The organism is Chryseobacterium herbae, assembly GCF_025154075.1.
Classification (GTDB): domain Bacteria; phylum Bacteroidota; class Bacteroidia; order Flavobacteriales; family Weeksellaceae; genus Chryseobacterium; species Chryseobacterium herbae.
This window is the reverse complement of sequence record NZ_JAOAMU010000007.1, coordinates 287,720-308,118: the sequence shown is the minus strand read 5'-3', so window position 1 is coordinate 308,118 and position 20,399 is coordinate 287,720. Positions and strand designations below refer to the sequence as shown.

The window sequence follows — 20,399 nt, the reverse complement described above, 5'->3', positions numbered from 1 at the left end:
GGATGCCGTCTTCAGAATCAATTGGGCTCATTTAACTGAGGCTCCGGTTAAGAAAATTAAAATTAAGGGAACTGGAAGAGGAAGGTTGGAAGTTACCAGTAGACGCTTATTTTTAACAATTACCTTAAAAACTGCGCTGAATTTTTTCTTTAAAAGTCTCAGGTTGAAAATTCCTTAAGTCAGTAAAAACAAAAAAGACTGATAACATGTATCAGTCTTTTTCTATAAATTATATTCTAATCCTTATTTTACAAATGAATTGTATGAATTCAATACGGATTCATAAGAAGAATCGATCTGCTGGATATCGCTGTCGGAAATTTTTCCTGTTCCTTTAGCATCACGGATCAGTTTTCTGTAGGTATCCAAAAAGCCTGAAGCCGTTTTATTGAAGCTTTCAAACTGTGATTTTTTATAAGAATACTGTGGATCTTTCACATTGAAATCTAATTTTGAATTCGCTTCTACTGTTTTGGCAAGCTCATCATACTTTTTCTGAGCTTCAGCTTCGTTGAATTTTCCTGAATACTGCTTGTCCAGAAGATCAATATTAGCATCCAAGGAATTCATTATACTCTTCGAAGAGATGATGTATTCTTTCATCGGATGATCTTTCAGCACCACTTCTTCAGCAGCATCTGTTCCCGGTTTGATCTTGGCTATCACATTTTCTCCGGAAATAAATAAAGCCTGCGCCTCGGTTTCAATTTCTTTTGTAATGGCATCCGCTTTTGCACCCTTATCATCTTTATAGTCTTCAGAAGTCATATAAGATTTAAGCTCTTCAAACTTCTTCTCTATATTTTCCTTTTTGGCTTTATAGCTATTAAAGTCTGCTTCTATAGCGGCTTTGTCTTTTCCAAATCCCGACGGCACTTCTTTGATCTTTCCGAATGAATAGTCCATCGAGCTGATCACGATAGGCATGATCATTACGTTCTCTCCTTTTGCTTTTGCAGCGGCGGCATCAGCATATTTAAGGATACCTTCGATATGTCTGGATGTGCTCTTATACGAATCTAAAAAATTGTTGTTAAAATCAATGATCGCGTTGGCATCATCCGCCCCTCCAAGATTCAAAACAGATTTCCCCAGTTTACTGACGTCTTTTTTACAGCTGATGACACTCACCGATGTAAAGGTCAGGGCCATAGCAAGTACGATAATTTTTCTCATATTTTATAGTTTGTTTGGTTATATTTCATCTAGATCGATGTCTTCATTGTTTATTTTTACAACATATTCGATCCCGTCAATAGCTTTTGAAATGATCTGGTTTCTGAGGATATTGGCCATATTTTCCCAGTAGGCTCTTCCGTAAAAAGAATAGTTCTGAGGAATAATTTCCACCTCAACAGTTCTTACAAAACCTTCTTTAGGACGGTTACTGACCATGGTTCCTCTTCTTACCCTTACTTCCTTCACCTCATCTTTAAGGATCATTCTGCAATAGTTTTTAACGTCCTCCAGAGAAATGATCTTGTCTCTTGTGGTTAAGGCATATTTATAAGCCTGAATACTGTCTGTTCCTTTCTGCTCTTCCGCACCCCCAATGGTTTCAGTAAGAAGTACCACTGTCTGCGATTTCAGCTGATTGGAAAGCTCCGTTCCCGGACGCATATGATTGGCCAAAGTACAGTGTGTCACCCAGAAAGAAGCATACGTATGATCTGTTTTCTCTACAGGCTCCATGATGACGTAATTCAGCTCCTGTCTGATATTTCTTTTGGCGTTGTTCACCTTTTGTACCATCGTCTTCATTTTGTCGGACATTTCGCTGAGGACTCCTTTAACATTATCTCTGTTTAAAAGTGAAAATGCAGCGATCTCATCTCTGGTCAGTTCCAGTACATTGGCGATCATATCTACTGCGTTTCTGTTGGTGAAACGCTCCATTCCGCCTTTTCTTACGGTGTACAAACCTTTTTTAAGATCATCTGCAGGGGTAAAAGGGATCTCGGTATATTTTCTTCCGTCACCGTCCTGAACTTCATCCACATAAAGGAAATGCTCGCCTTCGTCTGTTACCAGAGGAATATTGTTCCCCATGATATCCAGACTGTATTCTGTTTTCTTCCAGCCTCTGTTGTAAACCGGGAAAGCATTCATCACAAATGAAAAATTATCTAAGATCTCGGCAGAAAACTGTGGCGGAAACTCGAAAGTAAGCCATAGATAACGCTTATCTCCAATCTGTTTCTTGATTTCCTCTTTTCCCTCCAGAAAATCCAGGTTCTGTGGCAATTTTCCGGGTTCTGAGAAAAGACTGTTGGAAAGTCCTGTTATTTCTATGAATTTATGACGGTAAATGCTTTTAATATCTTCAATAGCTTTGTTCCGGATAGACTGTTCCCTGAACATCTGCTCATATCCTTCAGGCTGATTATTGTTGAGATAACTGAGACCTTCCCTTACAAATAAAGGATTTCCATTGCTCGTCACCGTGATATAAGGAAGAAGCTTGTAGACAAAATCCATATGCTCAAAAGCCGGGTTTGAACAGAATACGCTTAAATATTTAGGGAAATTCTCGCTCACATACCTGCTGACGTCTACACCGATGGTGATCTTTCTGTAATCCTCAGGTTTCCCCTGAAATCTGGCTACCGGAATTTTATTAAGCCTGTCGTCGATGCTATAGCAGGTATTTCCTACAAACATCACGGCCGTCTGTACTTTATTGATCCGTACATTTCCTACCGGTGTAAAAGGAATATTCAGCTGTTTGTCCGATTCTGATTTCACCGTAGAGGTCATCTGCTTGCGAAAAAAGAATTCCGTGTGCTCCAACAATACTTCCGAGGAATCATAAGGCAGCGTAAAAGCCACCGCATGAGCCGGAATCGGATGGGTATAAATGGATGGTGTCAGAAGTTTGGCCAGTTTCTCCAGGATACGGGCATTGACGGTCTGAATCTCGTTATTGGCTTTAAAGACTTCCGTACTGAATGCGTCTATCAGTAGCTTTACAAAAGGGTCCAGAGATTGCGGGCTTTTCAGTCCCCACACTTTGGTGGCATTCTGAAGCATTCTTGCCTTTACAGATTCTTTGGAGTATATATTTTGATCTAAGTTCATAAATTTTTCTTGCAGTTAAAAACATTTAGTCAATAGACATCGGACTTAAAAATAATTCTGTAGAAAAGCTGAAACGCTCTCCCGTTGCCTCCATTTTTGCATTGATGGCAATTCTTACTTTCTTTTTGATCTCTGTGTGTTCTTTGGTATCGTAGCTGTGTTCTACAAATTGAATATGGGCATCAACCTGTGCCTGTACGATCCGGGGTTCATACTCCTGAATCTGCCTTCTCAGGCTCTTAATGAAAACGCTTTCCCATACGGCGCTGGTAACTCCGTTGTCGAATTCCAGGTTCCAGACGTCGTTTCCATAGTTGTCATCATATCTATTCTCGCCTTTTTTGGTGGTGATCAGTAGCATGATATTGTGCGCGATGCTTTCGCCCATGTCGCAGATATCAATGCTCCCGCCTTCAGTCATGAGTGTTGAAGGTACAAAAGGCATTCTGTAATTTGGTGTATCCATAGTCAGCTTCTTATTTTTTACTTCATGGTCTAGTTTACTTAAAAAGAACTACCAAAATACACATTTTCATGAAATAAATTGGAAAATACCTCAAAAAATATCGCATACAATAAAGGCTTCCGGGTTTTTACGGAAGCCTTTAATAGGGTTAATACGGTTAAAATTTATGATTGATCTGCCGTCTTTTTTCTGTTAATGAAATAATAGACCGGCAGCCCCAGCAGAACCAATACAAATCCTGGCCAGGTGTATTGCTGTTTGTAGATCAGAAGCAGTACGCAGAAGCCTGTTCCAATCAGAAGATAAATAATAGGAGTTACCGGATACAGCCATGTTTTGTACGGTCTTTCAAGGTCCGGTTTTTTAAATCTTAAATAAATAACCCCGAAAACGGTGATCATATAGAATAAAACAATCACAAAAGAGATCATATCCAGTAGGTTGCCGTACTGTCCGCTCAGGCATAATACCGAAGCCCAGATTCCCTGCGTCCATAAAGCATTTTCCGGAACTTCATTTTTATTGTTCTTCTCTGCAGATTTAAAGAACATTCCGTCTTTGGCCATGGTTTGAAATACTCTTGCGCCCGCAAGGATCAATCCGTTGTTACAACCAAATGTAGATACCATCACAAGAACAGCAATAATAACAGTCCCCGCACTTCCGAAAATATTCTGAGATGCGGCTACAGCTACCCTGTCGTTTGTAGCGAAAGCAATACCGTCTCTGTCCAAAGCGTTTAAGTAAACATAATTAACTGCTATGTAAAGGATCATCACAGCAGAAGTTCCGTAGATCATGGATTTCACAATATTTTTCTTCGGATTTTCTACTTCTCCGGAAACGAAGGTTACACTTTCCCAGGCTACAGAGCTGAACACAGAACCTACCATTGCCGCTGCAATTCCTCCAAGCAGGGTCATTCCCCCGATAGGCTCCCAGCCTTCTTTAAGGAAATTACCGCTGGTGTCTTTTTTAAGATTATTAAATGAATCTGAACCTAAACTGAAATTTTCAGCCATATGCGAAAAATCAACCAGTATAAATCCGGCTGCAATCAGACCTAATATCGCTATGATTTTTGAGCCTGTAAATACATTCTGAAGCATTTTCCCACTTTGAACACCGCGTGTATTAATATAAGTCAGTAAAAGGATAACCGCTATTGCCAGAATCTGTATCCAGGTGATTTTAAATTCTCCACTCTGGAAAAGAGGGGCCGCATCGTTCAATGAAGGAACGAGATAGGCTGTAAATTTACCAAAAGCCATGGCCACGGCTGCAATAGTTCCAGTCTGGATCACTGTAAATAATCCCCAGCCATAAAGGAATCCCATCTTTTTACCAAAGATCTCCTTAAGATAGGTGTATTGTCCGCCCGCCTTTGGAAACAGAGCCGAAAGCTCTCCGTAGCTTATTGCTGCGGCTACTGTCATCACTCCGGTGATCACCCAGACTACAATCAGCCAGTAACCTGATCCCAGATTCCGCATCATATCGGCACTTACAATAAAGATCCCACTTCCGATCATAGAGCCCATTACCAGCATAATGGCGTCCCAAAGTTTCAGTTTTTTTTGCATAGTCAAGTATAGGCGTCAAATATAAACAAATCTGTCTTTCGTTTTGAAATTTGTTTAAAATTTACTGCACCACCTGTTTTTTATCAACCTTTTGCCAATTTAATATTCAATTTTAATTAGTACTTTTGAAAAAAATATTAAAAATGAAATTCAAGGCTATATTATTTGCAGCAGCTGTGAGTGTTTCCACTTTAGCATTTGCACAGGAGACATCGCAGAAAAAATTCGGTCCACCGGAAGGGAATGCTATTGTAGGTGATACTTATGGATCTGGAGTTGTTTCGACCTCAGAGTCTAAAGCCATTACCGTAGATAAATTAAGCAAGAAGCTTAAAAAAGACAATAAAAAAGTGGAAGGTGTAGCAGTGAAAGGAAAAGTAACTGATGTATGCGAGAAAAAAGGATGCTGGCTTACGATCCAGACTGAAGATAATTCTCAGTTTTTCGTAAAAATGAAAGATTATGCTTTCTTCGTACCTACCGCTTTAAAGGGTAAAACGGTAGTGCTTGAAGGAACTGCAGAAAGAAAAGTAACTTCTATAGACGAGCAGAAACACTACGCTGAGGATGCTAAAAAACCTCAGGCGGAAATTGATGCCATCACGACTCCTAAGGAAGAGATCAGATTTGTAGCCAATGGAATCAAAGTAGTCAACTAAATTTCATTCCACCATACAATAACGTCCTCAGGAAATACTATTTTCTGAGGACGTTTTATTTTGTGTATAATATTATATCTAGTCTTCTATCGTAAATTCTGCCACAGCATCCAGTTTAGGATATTTGGTCGGGGCTACAAATTTCTTTCCGGTACAGTCTATTTCTATCCAACCTTTTCTTTTTTTCACATCACCTACTTCCATCACAAAAGGCACAAAAGATATTTCGTCTTTACCTTCCTCCATCATTTCCCTGTATTGAACTGCAACATCCAGAATGCATTCATGATCCGTATTCAGTCTTACATTCCTGTAAATAATGTCGTAATGGGTTTCCTGGTTCTCGGGGATTTCAAGATACTTTTCCCAGCCTTCAATATCAGAGTTCAATTCACTGATCGCTTTAAGGGCATAATATAAAGCTACCGTATAATATTTTCTTGTTCCCTTCCTTGGATAATCGTCAGCGAAATGTCCCCCTTCAAATAAGATTGTGGGCATTCCTCCTTTGATAAAATTGTCTCCGGTAGAAGTCGGATAAAACTCATCAGAATATCTTCCGATCTGATTCGGGATTAATTCTTTTAAATGATCATAAATCCTTCCTATAACCGCCATGCATTTTTTCCTGTTATCCGTCACGGTACGTTCTACATTTTCTGATGGAGCCAGAAACGAAAGTGTAGCAGGATGTATTCCATCTGTAGTGAAAATCGTTCTCTGCTCGTGAAGATTTAAGGCATAGTCATAAGTATTTGCAGCAGCAGCTTTTTTAAGGAATTTAATCTCTGTACTGGACTCGTTGTGAAAGTCACGGTTCAGATCAATATCTGCTGCATTCAGCCTTGTCCATTTTTCAGATCCGTCAGGGTTCAGCATAAAAATAAAATCCAATCTGATCTTACTGAAAAGATCTTCCTTCATTTCCGGAGCCTTATCTAAAGTTTCAAGGAGATCCAGCATGGCGTGTGTCGCGTTGGATTCATTCCCGTGCATTTGAGACCAGGCAAGAACTTTAATGGTTCCTGTTCCGATGCTCAACTGGTAAATAGGTTTATCTAAATATGATCTTCCGATCTCTTGAATGTAACCGCCGAGATTGGCCTGTAGGTAAGAAAATAATTTTTCAGGGGAAATATAGCGGTTTAAGAAATTAGGGTTTGGAGAATAGATCTGTTCAAAATTCATTATAAATAATTTACAAGAGTCAAATTTAATCATTTTTAGACAAAAATTATTGGTTAACATTTGTAATTTAACCAAACAGTATCAACTGCCATTTTGTCTGTGGATAAAATTGTTAATTGAATATAATCTAACCTATGTAATTTAATTAGCTTAAATTCAATACTTTACAAGGTCTATATCAATCATATTTATAATGTTGCTTTAAGTACAGAAAAGCCTGTTAATCAGTAAATAGGCATAATATTATTAAACGAGATTAATGTGGAAAACTTAGTTGTTTACCTATGTATACAAATGTAAATCCTTGCTTTTATTCATCTTCCTCTGAACTTTGACCTAAATCTAGTCATGGTATATACTCTACTGCAGTCATCAAAAAAAGGAAAGAGTTATTTACAGACATATATTGGTAAACTCATCAATAAATTGCTTATAAATAGATAGTTATGGTCATTATTTACGTTTGTATACAGCAAAAATGGGTCTTTTATAGCTTAGAAACTTTTATTTCCTAGTAGTGGCAGTAATTATCAGTTTACATTTGAAAACTCTATTAATCAGACATTTACCCCAAATTTAATGTACAATCAACATTAGTGTAATCATACCGAGGCCAGAGGTTTAACAATAGTTAGTCATATAGCATCCGAATTTTAAAAATAGTGTTTACTTTGTTAAATAGAGATATAGTAGTAAGGTTTACATCATAAACTACTGTATTTAAGCATATTATATTTATTTACATTTGTATATAAGTAAAATTACACCTAGTTTACTTATGTAATTTGTTTATGTAAATTTTATTATTTACATTTGTAAAACAATTGACAACTTATTTTTATGAGTTTAAACGAAAGAATTTCCAAAGTTATTGAGTATTCCAATCTCAGCCCTTCCGAGTTTGCAGATGAGATCGATGTGCAGCGTTCTTCCATTTCCCATATTACTTCAGGAAGAAACAAGCCGTCTCTTGAATTCATCATTAAGATCAAATCCAGTTTTCCAGAGATCCTTTGGGATTGGTTGGTCAACGGTGAAGGTGAAATGCTAAAGTCTGAATTACCGGAAGTAGAATTATCAGCTGAAGAAAAAGCAGAGAATGGGAAAGGAAAACCTACACCGCTCCCCGATCTGTTTACCATGATGAAGGATGATGAGGATTTCGGAGCTGAAGAGGAAATTGAGGCCGTAAAAGAGAGCCCGCGAGAATCGTTTATACCGCCCCAATATAAGACTCCGGAAAATATATCAGATTCTCAGCGATTAGAAAATTCCACTGAAAAAATATTAGATCAAGTTATTGGAAATCAATCTAATAAGATAAAACGTATTGTTCTGTTCTACGAAAACGGAAAATTTGAGAGTTTTGAGCCATAAAAAACCTGGCCAAAGAAAAAGGCCAGGATAAAAAATATTTGAAGAAGAAAACTAAAGCTATTGCTTTAATAGTTTTGTAATTTTCGTATGCCCACCTTCATTCTTTATCTTAAGAATGTAGTTTCCTTTCGGCAAATCTGAAACATTGTATTCTTCCGAGCCCTGTAATGTTCTTACCAGCTTTCCGGAAGCATCTATAATTTCTACACTGCTTATTTTGAGCTTTTCAGGATTATTAATTCTGAAATTATCTTTTGCCGGATTAGGATAAACCTGAACCCTGTTATCATACTGCATCGTCTCCTGTGTACCCAATGTGGTCGCAGTAAATGTAATAACGAATGGCATGTCCAACGGAACATCCGGAGCTGTTGCAGGGTTTCCTAAATCTGTGATAGGCGCCCAGGTACTCAAAACAGCATCAAACTGTTTAGCATTAAATGTGGGAAGCCCTCTGCTTCCTACAATCGTGACAGGTGGTAAAAAGCCAGCACTCGCAGTCACTACATTTTGCAGCTGATATTTTATCCAATAGGTTCCTGCACCTAAAGTCTTAGGAGTACTTGCTGTAACTTTCCATATCTTTCTTGCAGTACCAGGTGCCGCAACAAGCGGTACCGTAGTATTTCCTGTTCTATACATAGTAGCATCTGCCCCAACACTGAATCTGTTGGTGGTATCGTCACCATATACACTTACAGCGCCCGCCACAGAAGGGTCTGAGCTGAATATATTTACCCTCACCGTATTAAAAGGAGCAGTAGTTCCCAAATAATTGGTTTGATAGGCAAAAAAGTCAATGGTCGTGATCTGCCATGAAGATCCTACAGGAACTGTAAAGTCGTCTGCAATAAAAAAACTTGCTGCTGCCGAACTGAAAGTTCCGCCCAATCCCAAACTGGTATTAGATTCTGTAGTATTTCCTGTATTATTCTGAAGTTCAGACCATGTATATCCGGCAGGTGCCGCAGTACCGCCGCTAGAAGTTGCTCCCGTACTTAGACCGCCATTGCTGAAGGTTTGAGCGAAGATAAAGTTAGTTGCTATAATGGCAACAACGAGTAATGTTTTTTTCATGTATTAGTTTTTTATGGTTTAATCAAATATAGAAAATTACAATCAAATAAACAATAAAAAGTTAATAATTTTAAGACATGCGTAACATAAAATGAATTTTGTAAAATTATCATCAATAGAGTAAAACTATTGAAATTAACAATAAAAGCCACTTTTCCATATAAACATTTCAAACAAAAAGACCCGCATTGCTGCAGGTCTGATCTATCTTAAATGGATATTTATTATTTTCTTCTTCTCTGAAGTTCTTTTTTAATAAGCCCAAGCTCTCTTCCTGTTTGTCCTGCTACAGACGTGTTTTCTCTTGCTCTTCTTGTAAGATAAGGGACAACATCTTTTACAGGTCCGTAAGGCAGATATTTAGCCACATTATAGCCTTTATCTGACAAATAGAAGGAAATATTATCACTCATCCCGTAAAGCTGTCCAAAATAAACATGCGGGTTTCCATTGTCAAGAGACTTCGCCTTCATTTTATCCATGATCAGTTCTGATGAAATCTCATTATGGGTACCGAAAAATGCCGATACTTTATCCAAATGATTCATAACAAAATCAATTCCTGCATTATAGTTTTGGTCTGAAGCTTCCTTAGTCGGCTGGATCGGATCTGCATAGCCCTTTTCAGCAGCTCTTGCTCGTTCCTTCTCCATATACGCTCCACGTACGATTTTATACCCGATAAAGTAATTTTTTTCTCTGGCTCTCTGAAGGTTTTCCTCCATGTATTCCAGTCTTCCGGTTCTGTACATCTGGATGGTATTCCAAACAATCGGTTTTTCCTGATTGTATTTTTCCATCATCTCTTCACACAGATGATCTGCTGCATCCTGCATCCAGGTTTCTTCAGCATCTACCATTACTTTCTTGTTGTGTTCATGGCACAGACTGCATATTTCATCAAATCTTTTAACTACTCTGGCCCATTCCTCTTTCTGGCTTGAAGTAAGCTCTGTTCCTTTTCCAACCGCTTCGTACAGATCAATTCTCCCGAAAGCCGTCGGTTTAAATACAATAAAAGGGATCGCAGGGTTTCCTACAGAAAATCTGATGATATCCTTGATCTCTTTGCACACCGCATCAAAAGTTTCTTCATCTTCCTTACCTTCAATAGAATAATCGAAAATACTTCCCACTCCTCTTTTGAAAAGCTGTTTCACCACCTTCATACTTTCTTCACGGGTTTCACCTCCGCAGAACTGTTCAAACAAAGTGCTTTTCACAATTCCGGTCACGAAAGGAAAATTGTTGTGTACCGTAAAATTAAGGACAGAAGTTCCAAGGCTGGTAAGAGCAGGCTGTTCAATCATCTTAAACATCCAGTACGCCTTTCTCAATTGTGCATCAGACTTGTCTGCAAATGCAACTTTAGTATCGTTAAAAATGGGCATTCCTTTTTATTAAATTTAGTTTTGCAAAGGTAATAATAACCTCAGTTTATTTAAAGAAATTTTTCTATAATTTGCTCTCAATTCCGTTCAGCAGCATCGCAATAATCCCGACAAAAACCCAGAACCTTAATATATTGAGTGTGAAGAATTTACTTCTTCTGGATGAATTCAGCAGCAGATAAATGCAAAGGATCATGACAAACAGCCCTCCCGTAAAATAGTAAGCCATAAAACCTGAAATACCGGTTTTAGCAATAAGCTTCATAGAAACAGCCATGGTAATTACCAGTAAAAAAATAATGATGATCTGCGTATTTCTGGTTTTAAAATAGTTCGGAATCGTTATATAACCAAATGCTTTGTCAACACTTTTGGTCAGCATATCCTTGACAATATCAATGCACAGAAGGATCAGAAACAGAAAAATAGCCATCAGCACTACCTTTCTGGAAAAAGTCTCATAATAGACCATCATTCCGAAAAAAGGATACAGTGTCAGGCTAACAAAAGTGAGATTATTGATGATTAAGATTCTGCTCAGTTTATGGCTGTAAAACCACATAAAAAACTGATAGACGAGAAAAAAGGCGAAAACTTTATGGGAAATCATCCAGGCTACGCCAAGAGAAATAACCGTCAGCGCAAGATAAGCGTATAAAAAATATTTCTGCTTGATAAAGCTTTGAATCCTGGTCCGGAAAGGTTTTACCACATGGTCTTTTTCCAGATCGTAAAACTGATTGATAATTCCGCCCGCCAGAATAGTGATTACTGTACAAAAAATAATGCCGTGAACTTTAAAATCAAAGACAAATTTTCTAAAGGTTTCATCCTGATTAAAAAGGAAAAAAGTAGATACATACAGTGCAAAAGTCAGCAGCACTGCTACAAAAAACCGTGCGCCGATCAGAAAGCCCACGAATTGTGAAAATCTGTAAAATATAGATTTAGAGATATAGTTTTTAGATTGGAAAGTTTCTTTTTCAGAATTCATTCCACCCAATTTAAAATCTGTAGATCACTTCTTTCTGGAAGCCGTCAAGCATTTTTTCTGCTTTCGCATAGTCTTTGGTGAAGCCCAGAATGTATCCTCCACCGCCGCTTCCGCAGAGTTTCAGATAATAAGCATTAGAGTCAAGTCCTTTTTTCCAGATGTTGAAAATACTTTCAGGGATCATCGGACGGAAATGTTCATACGCCCAGTGGGAAAGCTTTTTCAGGTTTCTGAAGAAAGGATTCATGTCTTTTTTAAGGAACGATTCGATGCAGGCATTGTTGTAACGGATGAACTCTTCTTTTAATGTCTTACGGAAACCTTCCGTTTTCATTTTTTCAAAGAAGATCTGGATCATTGGTCCTGTTTCGCCCGTAATACCGCTGTCGATAAGGAATATGGCTCCTTTTCCTTCCTCGCCGTCGGGAATAGAAACTCTATCCAGGTTGTCTTTGTTTTCGATAAGGATCGGTAGATTCATATAGCAGATCAAAGGATCCATCCCTGAACTTTTACCATGGAAATAACTTTCCATTTCACCGAAAACGGTTTTTAATTTCTTCAGATTATCTTTGGAAATCTGTTCAGGATCCAGTTTGCTTAATGCATATTTTTCAAAAATAGCAGCTACCAAAGCTCCTGAACTTCCTACTCCATATCCCTGAGGAATATTAGAATCAAAGAACAGTCCGGATTCAATATCGTTTTTAAGGCGTTGAATATCCAATCTGAAATCATCAGAAAGGTCAAGCGCTGCCAGGAAGTCAGCGTATTTTTGCAGATGTCTGTTGGATTTAAGTTCAAATTCAGAACTCAAATCTGAGAATTTAAGGGCTCCTTTATAGAAACTGTAAGGTACTACAAGCCCCTGAGAGTCTTCAATCATCCCATATTCTCCGAACAGAATTATTTTTGCATAAAATAGAGGATTCGTCATTTTGACAATAAATCTTTTTACAAAGTTAAAATTATTCCGCTGAATATAAGCAAAACTCACGCCGAATTCCAATTTATTTATGCAGAAAAAGAGTTTTTGGCTTTAGTACAGCAAAAAAGCCTGAAATGATCAGGCTTTTATGTATGGACTGGAAGATGGAAGAAGGAGGCTGGAAGTTATATTGAGCTATCATTCAACAGTTGTAGAGCTTAATCAGTAGCCTCAATGAAGATTAAAAACAGAATGTATATTTCTATTGTCGTTTTCAATCACTTTCCTCTTCCATTATGCTTCCTTAGTTCTCTTAATGTTTAATCAGTTTTTTATTCACTGTTTGTTTATCCGTTTCTATAGTTACAATATAATTTCCTGTCTGAATCGAAGAAATATTAACTTCCTGCTTATTGCCTTTTAGCGAAGAAGCTGAAATAACCAGTCTTCCTGATTCATCATAAATTTTATACGATTTTAAAGCATCTTTGGATGAAATAACAATCATATTTTTAGCCGGATTTGGATAGACACTTACTGTATTATCGTTTTTAACTACATCATCAACCCCTAAAATGGCACATGAAAAACCAGCCTTCCAACCGTTTCCTGTAACCCCCGGATCAGATACAAACCTAACCGTAATAGCGCCTGAAGAATGAGTAGAAGTGAATGGACCCGGCACCGTATTTCCTGTCAGGCTATTTCCGTTGGCAAACAAAGGAGAAGCCGTGGAAGGACCATTATATACATACATAAAATCGTAAGCCTGCTCCAGAGCAAATTCTGTAAAGGTCATTGTAAGTGCCCCTGAAGCCGGATAAAATGTTTTAACAATCGTTTCATTATTTCCATAACCAGCCGTCTGACCTCCGGTATCTGTAAACTGAGCACCATCGCACCATGCAGCATCCGTAAGGAATACCTGAGTTCTTTGATAGGCATTGGATGCTGAACAATTTGTACCTACCGACAAATTATAATAAGTTGCAGGTTGCAGACTGTTGAAATTAAGCGCCTGAGAGCTGGTATTACCTGACTCTACAAGCGTTCCGTCCATTTTGGTAAGTTTATATTTCCAAGTGGTAGAAACCGCATCAGTAAATGCTGCATTGGCTGAAATCTGGGTAATATTTGAGATGTTCATCTGTGTAATCGTAGTTCCACATGCGGTCGTACAGTTGGTCCCCAGACAAGGCTTTGAATCGATAGTACTTCTGATTAAAGCAGCCGGCTGTGGTCCAAAACCATTACTAAAGCTGATTCCTACGCCTGAAACCAGGTGACAGTAGCTCATGATTGAACCTTTAACCGTTGTGGAAGGAATCGGGCCTGTACATCCTTCGCTGTAACCGGCCTGAGCTCCGCATCCGTCAATGGCTGTATTATTTCCGTTCCATGCACAAGCGTGGGTGTGCGGGGATCCTAAGCTGTGACCCATTTCGTGTGTCATCGCCTGGATAGTCCAGGAATAAACAGGTACCTCAGAATACGTCTGAGAAATTCCTGAATATGCGTGTTTGTAGGTTCCACATAGAGAATTGATATATGCCACACTTGTTGTAGCCGGAGCATTGATCAAATGGGCCAGATCACCGTTAAATGTCTGTCTGTTATTTCTAAAGCTGGAAAGATTCGCATTGGGCGTTCCTGTGTAAGGATCCTGAGTCGTCCAGATATAGATTTCATTCAATGCTATTCTGATCTCATCATTGTTGTAAAGTGCTGCAATATTATTATGAACAGCAGTAAGCCAGTTGGTCGTAGTGGTGGCATCAGAATTATTATTTTGATAAGGCTTAAAGCATACTTCATAATAAATTCTCACACAGTTTTCCGTCATTGCTTTTTTGTTGGAAGCCGGATCAAACGACATATTTTTTGTCTGATTTTCTTTCAGCTCATCTACCCCGCAGACAAAAGGATTGGCTCCCGTCAGTTTAGATTCCGAATAGCTTACAAAGTCTTCTGAATTTTTCGCCTTTCCAAGTACAACATTCCCCAACTCGGAAGTGGAAGCTATTCCTACAATATCATTATCGAAGAAACTGAAGGCAGCAACAGAAGTATTATCCCCTTTCACAATCCCGATGTAGTAAGCACCCGGCGTATAGTTGATGATCTCTCCTTTATTGGTAACGACCTTAAAATCGGTGGTGAAAATTTGATTTTTATAAAGTTCCACAGTGATCTGCTTGTCTCCATCGAAAGGAAAACTAATTTCAAGGTATTCTGGCTTTTCTTTGACAAGCCTTTTCAGTTCGGCAGATTTTACAGTGATGGCTGTAATGTCTGTCGCTGCTCTTTTGTATTCAGCAAACTTGGGAGAAGTCTTATTGACCTCAAACAGATTATACTTTTGAAAAGTATTTTTTTCTGCATGAAATTCAGTAATTTTTTGCGCAATAGGTCTTAGCTTTTGGGAAAAGCCAAAAACAAAGCATTGCAGCAGGCATAGCAATAGGATTTTTCTTGTCATTTTCATTTAATTAGATTTACAAATAAACAAAAAAAATCAAACTACAGTGAAAAATATTTAATATTTTAAGATAGTTTTTCAATCAACCAACAACAAATACATTGCTTACATTGAATTTATTAATTTCAAGAGTATTGAAGATTTAAGCCATAAAAAAAGGCGTTATCAAATAACGCCTTAGTATATATCATTTTATTTATAAAGTATCTTTGTCTTTCAACATATTGACTTTAAGAAAGCGGATCAGAATAAGTCCTGTCGCGAAAAATAAAGTCATGGAAAGCGCAGCAATACGCATATTATTGAAGTGCTCAATCAATGTGGCAAAAATGAAGGTTCCTATAATGATCGCTATTTTTTCCAATACATCATAGAAACTGAAATACGTTGTATTTTCCATAGAGTCTTCCGGAAGAAGTTTTGAATAGGTAGATCTGGACATCGCCTGAAGTCCACCCATCACCAATCCTACTACCGCTGCTACTCCATAGAACTGATATTCTACCGTAGGATTTTCCTTGTTCAGGAAGTAGGCCCACAGACAGGCAACAATCCACAATACAATAGCAATTGAGATCACATTTCTATTTCCGATTTTCCTTGATAACCTGGAGAATATCACTGCCCCGATGATGGCTTCAATCTGAATTACCAATAGCGTTCCTATCAGTTTATCCTGAGCCAGGTTGATCTCACTTTTCCCGAATAAGGTCGCCATTAAGAAAATGGTCTGCATTCCTACACTGTAAAAGAAGAAACTGGAAAGGAAGAACTTCAAATTTTTATCTTTAAACAATACGCCACCTACTTTGAACAGTTCATGAAAACTTTCCTTGGCGATGTCTTTATAGAAGCTCATATTATCTTTCAGAACTTCAAAGAAACCTCCTTGCTCTTCATGCTTTTTGAAGATATTCTTATAATTCAGAAGTACTAAATCTTTTGGAAGTTTTTCCTTCACATCACCAAACTGCGGAAGATGCTTGAATGTGTATTGGGAGAACCCAAACCACCATGCACCAGTCAACAGAAAGCTGATTCTTGTAAATAAAAGTTGCTGTGCGGCTCCTTTTGCAAAAACCTGGATCAGTACCAGACAGATCACCACCAGAACTACAGAACCTAAATATCCATACACATATCCTTTGGCAGAAAGTGCATCCTGTTTATCCCGGGTCGCAATATCTGGCAGAAAGGAGTTGTAAAACACCAGACTTCCCCAGAACCCGACACTCGCCGTAATACTGAAAAGGAGCCCCAGAAATACATTGTGCATTCCTGTAAACATGGCCAGTCCCATACATGAGGTAGCCCCAAGATAACAGAAAAACTGCAGGAATGATTTCTTATTTCCAATGGTATCCGCCAGTGAAGACAGGAACGGAGATAGCAACACTACGATAAAAAACGATATCGTAAGTGAATATCCGTAGACCGCATCCGGCTGATATTCTTTCCCGAAAATCTTGATCATATGCCTTACGGGAACATCAATCCAGGATTTTGTTTCCTCCACGTACTCCTTTTTCTCGTAAGCAGTGGTGAGTATGGAATAATAAATAGGGAAAATAGTGGACGTAATAACCAATGAATAAACAGAATTCGCCCAGTCGTATACGGCCCAGGCTTTCATAATCCGTGGATTATTTTTTATGTTTTGAGGTTGTTGATTCTCAATTTCAGACATTTCAAATAAATATTAGTAGCACAAAAATAGAAAAACCGCTGAATATTCAACGGTTTTATTTTTAGTTTGAAATAATAAATGTAGAACTTCAATAAAATCGTTTTTTAAAAACGCTTTAGCTTCTTACATTGCGGGATCTGCATATCATCAAAAAGTCTCCAAAGAGACTTTTATTACTGCTTTGTAAGGATCATTACTTCAGTAGGCAGCAAGGGTTCAAAAGTCTCAAAATTTGGGCATTGTGAAGGACTGGTTATAAGACCATCTTTATCCTGAGAGTAAAACAATTTCATTTCATTAGGATTATTAAGTCTTGTCTCAATAAAAACATTTCCAGATTCTAAACATTTATAGTTACCGACAAAGTACATTACATAGCCTCTATGTTGAAAATTATCTCCAAAAAAAGATGTTTTATTATCAGTCTTACTCATAGAAGTATAAATAATATTTCCCGAATTATCCTTTACTAAAATTCTACCAATTAGTCTATCAAATGATCTATTATCGCTGGGATCACTTTTATAATTTATCTTTTTTTCCAATTTTATTTCATACTGTTTTCCTCCATAATTTCCTTTCCAGGTTCCTACAAATTGATCAAGCCTGTTGTTTGCATCTTTTACATACGTAATATTTTCTAAATCTGGACAACCTTCTTGGTCACGGTTTGGCCTCCTTGAACATTCTTCAAACTGTTCTAAAGATCCAATTACTTGAGCCTTGCAGGATAAAATCATGCATAAAAACGTAAGTATAAATAAACTATTTTTCATAATTTGTGATTCAGCACAAAAGCCTCTTCGCAGAGGCTTTATATTATTGTTTTGTTAATATCATTTTTTCAGTAGGCAGCAAGGGTACGAAAGTCTCAAAATTTGGGCATTGTGAAGGGCTGGTTATAATACCATCATTATCCTGAGAATAAAACAATTTCATTTCATTAGGATTATGTAGACTTGTCTCAATGAAAACACTTCCAGATTCCAAACATTTATAATTACCGACAAAGTGCATCACATAGCCGGTATGTTGAAAATTACCTCCTCGAAGTAAACCAGTCTCAGATAATGATTTATTCAAGGAATTATAAATAATATTTCCAAAATTATCTTTTATAATCATTCTTCCAAAAACTCTATCCCATTTTATATCGTCCCCCCATTGTAGTTGTTTTTCAAAATGTATTTCATATTGTTTACCATTATAGATTCCTTTCCAAATTCCAACAAACTGATTAAGCCTGTTATTTGTATCTTTTACATACGTAATATTTTCCAAATCTGGACAACCTTCTTGACCATGGTTTGGTCTCCTTGAACATTCTTCAAACTGTTCTAAAGATCCAATTACCTGTGATTTGCACGGAATATCCTTTAAGAATAATATGAATATAAATAATGTAATTTTCATAATCTGTGGTTCAACACAAAAGCCTCCGAAGAGGCTTTATATTATTGTTTTGTTAATATCATTACTTCAATAGGCAGTAAGGGTACAAAAGTATCAAAGTTTGGGCATTGTGAAGAGCTGGTTATAAGACCGTCTTTATCTTGAGAATAAAACAATTTCATTTCGTTGGGATTATTAAGTCTTGTTTCTATAAAAACACTTCCAGATTCCAAACATTTATAATTACCTACAAAACTCATTACATAACCTCTATGTTGAAAATTATCTCCTGAAAAATAAGTTTCTTTATCTGATTTATTCATGGAATTATAAATAATATTTCCAGAACTGTCTTTTATCAATATCCTACCTATAATTCTATCCCAAGACGTTGCACTTTCTGGGAAAAATTTATAATTAGTCTTCTTCTCTAATTTAATTTCATATTGCTTACCATTTGCTGAACCTTTCCATGTTCCAACAAATTGATCAAGCCTGTTGTTTGTATCTTTTACATACGTAATATTTTCCAAATCTGGACAGCCATCATCACTGTTGGGGCGATTGGAGCATTCTTCAAACTGTTCCAAAGTTCCAACCACTTGAGCCTTGCAGGATAAAATCATGCATAAAAACGTAAATATAAATATTGTATTTTTCATTTTATTTTTTTTAACTATTGAGGACAATCCTCAGATTGTACATTATTACTTGAATTCAATGTTTTTTTCTGGATTTTACCATTGCTCTTTATCTTATACAGCGCCACACCCTGCACATTCATTTTCTCTTTTAAGAAATTAAGAAATAATTTTTCAAATGACCAATACTTATTTTCTTTTCTATAATCAATATAATCTAATCTCCATTGTTCAGTATCAAACCCTGTTTTAATATCCGAAGCAGTACCTGTAAACTTGATGGTATAGTTTCCGTAACTGGAAACCATTGTTCCGTACAGTTCACTGTAATTACCATCAGTCACAAATCCAGCCATAGTCATTAAAGTATTTACATCTCCGGGAGAAAACATTCTGATGGGTTCATTTATAAAAGGTTCATTATTGTCGGTATATTTTCCATTTTCATAATCATTCAGATGGGTATGAATATAGCCTTTGGTATCGGATGTAACAGGAATTTTCAGAGCATCTTTAGTATTTGTAGAAGTACCCTGCTGCAATACTGTAAAGACCCCGCTTTTGGTCTCGGAAAAGCCTTTTTCTTTTTTCTGGCTTAAAACCGAAGGTTTATCCAGTTCCGCTATTTTTTCTTTGTAGCCGGCATTCAGATTTTGTGCTTTCATTTTTGTACAAGGATCTTGGTTTTGCTGGGGAGTTTGTGGTCCGGAAGAACCTCCCCCTCCATTACAGTCTCCAAATCCTCCACATCCGCCTCCCGGATTATTGTTCCACGGATTGTGGGTATTATCTGTTCCATCACTACTGATACCTATTGATTTTACTTTCTTAGGCGGAGGAGTTATAATGATGGGATCTATGTTTTCGCACAGGGTGCCATCATCTCCGCACTCACTACCATCCGCTTTAGCAGCCAATGAAGAAGATTTGCTTTTGAACCGGGAATCGAAGGTATTCAGTATATTGTGATATCCTTCTGTATCTTCAGAAAGGACATGATAAGATACATAATCTTCTTCCTTATTCAGTATTCCGGCAGCTATACCTGTTACTTTATTTTTCTTTATTATCGGGAAGAATACTGTCTTGCTTCCATCTTCCAGGATGATCATCTGTGAAGACATATACAGGTAAATATAAGCTCCGTTTTCTTTCTTTTTTCTCTTCTGTGTTTCAGAAAATTCCGGATGCAGCTTCGTGTATTTCTTGAAAAGCATCGCAAACCCTTTTGCATAGTCCGGATCTCTTCCGTCCGCGGATTTCTGAAATACATTAAAGGTTGATACCTGAGGATTGTTTTCCCTGTCGAAATCGTCATGCACACAAGAAAAAAGGAAAAAGACTACGGTAGCCAGAATGGCCAACCGAAGGGCTAGTTTTTTAATCATAATTTGTTGTTTTTAATCTTCGAAAAATAATTAAAAACAACAATAAATCACACAAATGAGATTAAATTAAC

Annotated in this window: 17 protein-coding genes; 2 read left to right on the top strand and 15 right to left on the bottom strand. The window is 37.4% G+C overall.

The genetic code is table 11. The features are described 5' to 3' along the window. Positions 1-243 precede the first annotated feature (243 nt). The 4 genes from N0B48_RS20540 to N0B48_RS20525 all read right to left on the bottom strand — a co-directional run bounded on the left by N0B48_RS20540 (position 244) and on the right by N0B48_RS20525 (position 5,127). Positions 244-1,176, bottom strand: coding sequence for a DUF3829 domain-containing protein (locus N0B48_RS20540; protein ID WP_259841089.1), 933 nt, complete (start codon positions 1,174-1,176; stop codon positions 244-246). 18 nt (positions 1,177-1,194) lie between these two features. Then, a complete protein-coding gene (locus N0B48_RS20535) occupies positions 1,195-3,078 on the bottom strand; it encodes a type VI secretion system baseplate subunit TssF (RefSeq protein WP_259841087.1) in 1,884 nt (627 codons plus the stop codon). 25 nt (positions 3,079-3,103) lie between these two features. After that, positions 3,104-3,544, bottom strand: coding sequence for a GPW/gp25 family protein (locus N0B48_RS20530; RefSeq protein WP_034725422.1), 441 nt, complete (start codon positions 3,542-3,544; stop codon positions 3,104-3,106). A 164-nt stretch (positions 3,545-3,708) separates the two neighbouring features. Further along, positions 3,709-5,127: an APC family permease gene (locus tag N0B48_RS20525; protein WP_259841084.1), complete on the bottom strand. Its 1,419-nt coding sequence runs from the start codon at positions 5,125-5,127 to the stop codon at positions 3,709-3,711. Between the two features lie 143 nt (positions 5,128-5,270). Between N0B48_RS20525 and N0B48_RS20520 the strand changes: the two genes are divergently transcribed. Beyond that, positions 5,271-5,786: a DUF4920 domain-containing protein gene (locus N0B48_RS20520; RefSeq protein WP_223607731.1), complete on the top strand. Its 516-nt coding sequence runs from the start codon at positions 5,271-5,273 to the stop codon at positions 5,784-5,786. 78 nt (positions 5,787-5,864) lie between these two features. Here the strand turns inward: N0B48_RS20520 and N0B48_RS20515 are convergent, their stop codons facing one another. Further along, positions 5,865-6,974: a M14 family zinc carboxypeptidase gene (locus N0B48_RS20515; RefSeq protein WP_259841080.1), complete on the bottom strand. Its 1,110-nt coding sequence runs from the start codon at positions 6,972-6,974 to the stop codon at positions 5,865-5,867. A gap of 840 nt (positions 6,975-7,814) precedes the next feature. On the opposite strand from N0B48_RS20515, the gene N0B48_RS20510 reads away from it, so the two are divergent. Continuing rightward, the gene (locus tag N0B48_RS20510; RefSeq protein WP_259841079.1) at positions 7,815-8,351 is read left to right on the top strand and encodes a helix-turn-helix transcriptional regulator; all 537 of its coding nucleotides are present in this window, start codon (positions 7,815-7,817) and stop codon (positions 8,349-8,351) included. 57 nt (positions 8,352-8,408) lie between these two features. Here N0B48_RS20510 and N0B48_RS20505 read toward each other — a convergent pair whose 3' ends face one another. From N0B48_RS20505 to N0B48_RS20460, 10 genes are all read right to left on the bottom strand, one after another. Continuing rightward, positions 8,409-9,428, bottom strand: a complete 1,020-nt coding sequence (locus tag N0B48_RS20505) for a T9SS type A sorting domain-containing protein (protein ID WP_259841077.1) — start codon at positions 9,426-9,428, stop codon at positions 8,409-8,411. Positions 9,429-9,652: 224 nt separating this feature from the next. After that, positions 9,653-10,819 carry a proline dehydrogenase family protein gene (locus N0B48_RS20500; RefSeq protein ID WP_259841075.1) on the bottom strand — a complete coding sequence of 389 codons (1,167 nt, stop codon included), beginning with the start codon at positions 10,817-10,819 and terminating at the stop codon, positions 9,653-9,655. 64 nt (positions 10,820-10,883) lie between these two features. Next, entirely contained in the window at positions 10,884-11,813 is a 930-nt protein-coding gene (locus tag N0B48_RS20495; protein WP_259841073.1) for a UbiA family prenyltransferase, read from the bottom strand. A 10-nt stretch (positions 11,814-11,823) separates the two neighbouring features. Next, positions 11,824-12,750: a mevalonate kinase family protein gene (locus N0B48_RS20490; protein WP_259841071.1), complete on the bottom strand. Its 927-nt coding sequence runs from the start codon at positions 12,748-12,750 to the stop codon at positions 11,824-11,826. A 304-nt stretch (positions 12,751-13,054) separates the two neighbouring features. Beyond that, the gene (locus N0B48_RS20485) at positions 13,055-15,220 is read right to left on the bottom strand and encodes a T9SS type A sorting domain-containing protein (protein WP_259841069.1); all 2,166 of its coding nucleotides are present in this window, start codon (positions 15,218-15,220) and stop codon (positions 13,055-13,057) included. Positions 15,221-15,416: 196 nt separating this feature from the next. Then, on the bottom strand, positions 15,417-16,907 hold the full coding sequence (locus N0B48_RS20480) for an MFS transporter (protein ID WP_259841067.1): 1,491 nt from the start codon (positions 16,905-16,907) through the stop codon (positions 15,417-15,419). Positions 16,908-17,080: 173 nt separating this feature from the next. After that, positions 17,081-17,683, bottom strand: a complete 603-nt coding sequence (locus N0B48_RS20475) for a DUF6705 family protein (RefSeq protein WP_259841065.1) — start codon at positions 17,681-17,683, stop codon at positions 17,081-17,083. 43 nt (positions 17,684-17,726) lie between these two features. Continuing rightward, positions 17,727-18,320, bottom strand: a complete 594-nt coding sequence (locus N0B48_RS20470; RefSeq protein ID WP_259841063.1) for a DUF6705 family protein — start codon at positions 18,318-18,320, stop codon at positions 17,727-17,729. A gap of 41 nt (positions 18,321-18,361) precedes the next feature. Continuing rightward, positions 18,362-18,961 (bottom strand): DUF6705 family protein, encoded by a 600-nt coding sequence (locus N0B48_RS20465; protein WP_259841062.1) that lies wholly within the window; start codon positions 18,959-18,961, stop codon positions 18,362-18,364. Positions 18,962-18,975: 14 nt separating this feature from the next. Then, positions 18,976-20,328, bottom strand: coding sequence for a hypothetical protein (locus N0B48_RS20460; RefSeq protein ID WP_259841061.1), 1,353 nt, complete (start codon positions 20,326-20,328; stop codon positions 18,976-18,978). Positions 20,329-20,399 lie beyond the last annotated feature (71 nt).